Annotated in this window: 5 protein-coding genes and 1 pseudogene; 4 read left to right on the top strand and 2 right to left on the bottom strand. The window is 62.3% G+C overall.

The genetic code is table 11. From position 1 onward, the window contains the following. Nucleotides 1–251, top strand: a pseudogene (locus EN939_RS24020) (glycerol acyltransferase); the annotation flags it as partial. 24 nt (nucleotides 252–275) lie between these two features. Here the strand turns inward: EN939_RS24020 and EN939_RS24015 are convergent. Next, entirely contained in the window at nucleotides 276–1,238 is a 963-nt protein-coding gene (locus tag EN939_RS24015) for a hypothetical protein (protein WP_127270173.1), read from the bottom strand. Nucleotides 1,239–1,390: 152 nt separating this feature from the next. Between EN939_RS24015 and EN939_RS24010 the strand changes: the two genes are divergently transcribed. Both EN939_RS24010 and EN939_RS24005 read left to right on the top strand, forming a co-directional pair. Further along, the gene (locus EN939_RS24010) at nucleotides 1,391–1,975 is read left to right on the top strand and encodes a nitroreductase family protein (protein ID WP_127270172.1); all 585 of its coding nucleotides are present in this window, start codon (nucleotides 1,391–1,393) and stop codon (nucleotides 1,973–1,975) included. Next, nucleotides 1,976–2,584 (top strand): flavin reductase family protein, encoded by a 609-nt coding sequence (locus EN939_RS24005; protein WP_127270170.1) that lies wholly within the window; start codon nucleotides 1,976–1,978, stop codon nucleotides 2,582–2,584. Here the strand turns inward: EN939_RS24005 and EN939_RS24000 are convergent. Next, complete coding sequence (locus EN939_RS24000) at nucleotides 2,581–3,312, bottom strand: TetR/AcrR family transcriptional regulator (RefSeq protein ID WP_127270168.1); 732 nt, start codon at nucleotides 3,310–3,312, stop codon at nucleotides 2,581–2,583. The two genes, EN939_RS24005 and EN939_RS24000, sit on opposite strands and share 4 nt — an antisense overlap. Before the next feature lie 107 nt (nucleotides 3,313–3,419). Between EN939_RS24000 and EN939_RS23995 the strand changes: the two genes are divergently transcribed. Then, on the top strand, nucleotides 3,420–4,013 hold a 594-nt coding region (locus EN939_RS23995; protein WP_164751176.1), incomplete at its 3' end, for a methyltransferase family protein.

Raw genomic sequence — 4,013 nt, 5'->3', positions numbered from 1 at the left:
GGGTGGCGAAATTCGTCGGCAAGGCCTCGCTGACGCTGCGCACGTCGCTGCTCATCCACGAATTCGCGCGGCTGTCCGGCAAGGCGATAGACGTGCGCGTCGGCGATGTGCTGAGCTGGAGCGAGTTGGAGCCGTTGCGCGACCGCAAGGCATTGCTCGACCGGCTGTATCGCGGCGTGTTCGATCTGGCGCCAATCGTGGCGCGCCGCCGGATTCCGTTCCTGCCAGCGCGGACCAAGATGGCAGCCTGAAAACAGGAAACCTGCCGCGGAAGGTTAGTCCGCGCCTTCTTCGGGATCCATCGCCGCGGCCTCGGTGGCCAGAACCTCGATCTCCTGGTTCTGCCCGGCCACGACCGTAAAATCCTTCTGATAGATGCGGTCGCGGTTCTTGGCGATGATGGTGTAGTCGCCCTCGGCCAGCACCATCGAGGCGAAGGCGCCGACGGTTTCCTTGATCGGATCGCCCGATTCGTTGAGCAGCGACCAGGATGTGTCGGCGATCGCCTCGCCACCGGTTTCGCGCACCAGCTTCATGGTGATCTCGGCGGCGTGGTGCTCGACGGTGGCTTCGGTCAGCTTGCCGGCCTCGACACGGATGTCGGAGCGGATGACCGCGTTGACTGCGCCATAGGTCGAGACGACGTGATAGATGCCGGCGTTGAGCCGCACGACGCTGTTGGGCTCGACATCGGGAATGATCAGCGCGCGGTCGCCATTGGCCTCGGCGGTGCCTTCGTAGATCGAAAATCGCAGCTTCTTTGGTGGAATGCGCACGCCGCCGGACAGCACTGCGTCGAGCTTGAGGCCGCCGGCGTCGAGCACGAGACTTTCGCGCTTGGCGTCCTTGCCGACAGTGATGCGCTTGGTGGCGCCGGCCCGGCCGTAGGAGGCGTGAACCAGATAGCTGCCGGGTTCGAGCTGGAAGACGGCGGTGCCGCCATGGGAGGAGGCAACCATCGGCAATTTGCCGTTGACGGCTTCGGGCTTGAAAACCCGCCAGACGATGCCGCGCGTGATGTCGGAACCCTTGTCGGTTAGTTGGGCGGACAATGTGATGGCGCCGCCGCCGCTCAGCGCCAGTGACGTCTCGCCTTTCGGCGTCGCGTAGCTCGAAATTCCCGGAAGCTTCAGGTCGGTGACACCGTCGACGTTCTGCGCCACGGCAAGCGAAACCGGCGCCATGAATATCAGCGCGCCGAGCCAGACCAGGAAAAGACGGACAGTCCCCTCAAACATGCCTTGCGTTGAAGCCCATGGCGGTGGCAATTTCAAGGCTTAAGAGTTGAAACGACTCTTCCCTCCGGCGTATCCCGCGCCAATGCCCGAGCCGCCCGAATCCCCGATGGTGCGCTTCAGCTCAAAACAGAATGTCCAGGAGACTTGCGCCCATGGCGTCGCCGATCATCGACTTCCTGCTCACCCGAAACTCCGCACCGATCCCCGATTTGAAGGAGCCGGCGCCGAGCGATGCGGAGATCGCCACGATGATCGCCGCTGCCTCCCGGGTGCCCGACCATGGCCGGTTGGAGCCCTGGCGCTTCATCCTCTACCGTGGCGACGCCCGCGTCGAGATCGGCAGCCAACTGGCAGCGCTTGCAGAGCAGCGGGAAGGTCCCTTGTCCGAAGGCCGCCGCAACCAGGAACTGGCGCGATTCTCGCGCGCGCCACTGGTGATCGGCGTCGTTTCGATCCCCAGGGACAATCCAAAAATCCCGCAATGGGAAATGTTCCTGTCGGGCGGCATGGCGGCGATGAACCTGATGATAGCAGCGAATGCGCTGGGCTATGGCACCAACATGATCAGCAACTGGTATTCGGATGTGCCGGAGGGCAGGGCGCTGCTGGGGCTGGCGCCGCAGGAGCGGGTCATCGGCTTCATCCATATCGGCTCCTATGCCGGCCCGGCACCGGAGCGGCCCCGGCCCGATCCGGCAAAGCTGTACAGTGACTATTCGGGACCGTGGGCGGGCTGAATGTTCTACGAACCCTCAAAGGGCCACGGCCTGCCGCATGACCCTTCGAAGGCGATCGTGGCGCCGCGTCCGATCGGCTGGATTTCGACACTGAACAGGGCAGGCGAGGTCAATCTCGCGCCATACTCCTTCTTCAATGCCGTTTCTACGCGGCCTTTCATCGTCTGGTTCTCCTCCGAAGGCGAGAAGGACAGCGCCTCCTTCGCCCAGGAAACCGGCGAGTTCGTCGCCAATCTCGTCAGCCGCGATCTCGCGGAGAAGATGAACCGCACATCGGTCAATGCTCCGCGCGGCGTCAACGAGTTCGTCTATGCCGATCTTGCCATGGCGCCGTCTCGGCTGGTGGCGCCGCCGCGCGTGGCGGCAGCGCCGGCCGCGCTCGAATGCCGGGTGACGGAAGTCTTTCGGCCAAAGGCGCTGGACGGATCGCCGACAAGCGCTGTGATTGTTGCCGGTGAAGTGGTCGGCGTGCACATCGACGACGCCTTCCTGACAGACGGCCTGTTCGACATCACCAAGGCCGGCAATGTCGCCCGTCTCGGCTATATGGATTATGCCAGCGTCGACGAGGTGTTTTCGATGCGCCGGCCGCGCTGGGACAAGGACTAGATATCAGGCTTGGCCAGCGCCTTGCCGGCACTCTTTCGCCGCCTGGCCGTCATGACGGTGCGCACATAGCCGGGCTCGCCGATCCGGATGCTTCCATCGGGCAGGCCCAGTATGCGGTCGAGAGCGATCTCGTAGAGCCTGACGCGTTTCTCCAGGGCCTCGATCGCGATCTCCATGTCGGCGTCGCTGCCGCCGGCAATTGCCTTGGCAACGACGTCATGCGTGGCCATGCCGAATTGCATGACGATGTCGGCAACACCTTCCGGATCGAAGGTCCTGAAAGTGCCGTCTTCGATCCCTTGCCTGATGATCTTGACCAGCAGAGGTGAAAACGACGCGCTGGCGGCCAGATTGATACGGTGGAAAAGCACCAGATTCTCAGGCCGAAACATCGTCTCGAAAAGAGTCCAAGCTTCGGGCGCGGTCTCGATCTTTGCCCGCCGCGACTGGCTGAGCAGGCCATTCAGGCGGCCAAGCGGGTCTAGGTCCGGATCGTCGATTATGTCCTGCACCCCAGCCAGTGCCTGTCTTGCAAAGCGATGGGCCAATGCTTCCAGAAGAGCCTCCTTGGAGGGGAAGTAGTGATAGAAGGCGCCCTTCGAGACGCCGGCGGACGCAATCACGTCGTTGAGGCTCGCTTTGTCATAGCCCTGCGTCAGGAAAAGGGTCTGGGCATGGTCCAGAAGCTCTTCTCGCCTGAACTCTGGATGCTTGATGACACGGGGCATGATGAACCTTCTGCACAGTTCGCTTGAATTACAGACCGATGGTCGGTATGGTAGACCAATGGTCTGAAATTGCCAGTGCAGTGAGCGGATATCATGAAAGGTCGATCATGATCGCGAAATTGGTCCTCCAAACATTCGTCTGGTTTGGCGCCATGGGCGCCTTGCTCTTCCTGTCGGCCGGCACGCTGCGCTGGCCGGGGGCCTGGGTCTATCTGGTGGGGATGGTGGGGCTCAGTCTCACCTTGGGCGTGGCGCTGGCAAGGCGCGATCCCGGCCTGATGAATGAGCGGTTGAGTTCTCCTATCCAGAAGAATCAGGACACGGCCGACAAGGTCCTGCTGTCCATACTACTGCTCGCCATCTTTGGTTCGCAGATATTCATGGGATTCGACGTCCGTTTCGGCTGGTCCGTGGTTCCCGTCTGGGTGCAGGTGGTCGGCGCGCTCGTCCTGCTGCTCGGAATCTGGATCTGCTATCTGACGATGCTGGAGAACAGTTTCGCGGCGCCCGTGGTGAAGATCCAGGATGAACGCGGACAACGTGTGATCTCCACGGGGCCTTACAGCTACGTCCGCCATCCGATGTACGCCGGCGCCATTCTTTTCTTCGCCGGCACTGCACTTCTGCTTGGTTCCTGGTGGGGGCTGGCGTCGGTACTCGTGATCGTCGTTCTCCTGGCCATCCGCACCTTCATTGAAGAG

This window comes from Mesorhizobium sp. M7A.F.Ca.CA.002.05.1.1, from assembly GCF_003998335.1.
GTDB lineage: Bacteria > Pseudomonadota > Alphaproteobacteria > Rhizobiales > Rhizobiaceae > Mesorhizobium.
The sequence above is the reverse complement of the archived record's forward strand: the minus strand, read 5'-3'. Positions and strand labels throughout refer to the sequence as shown.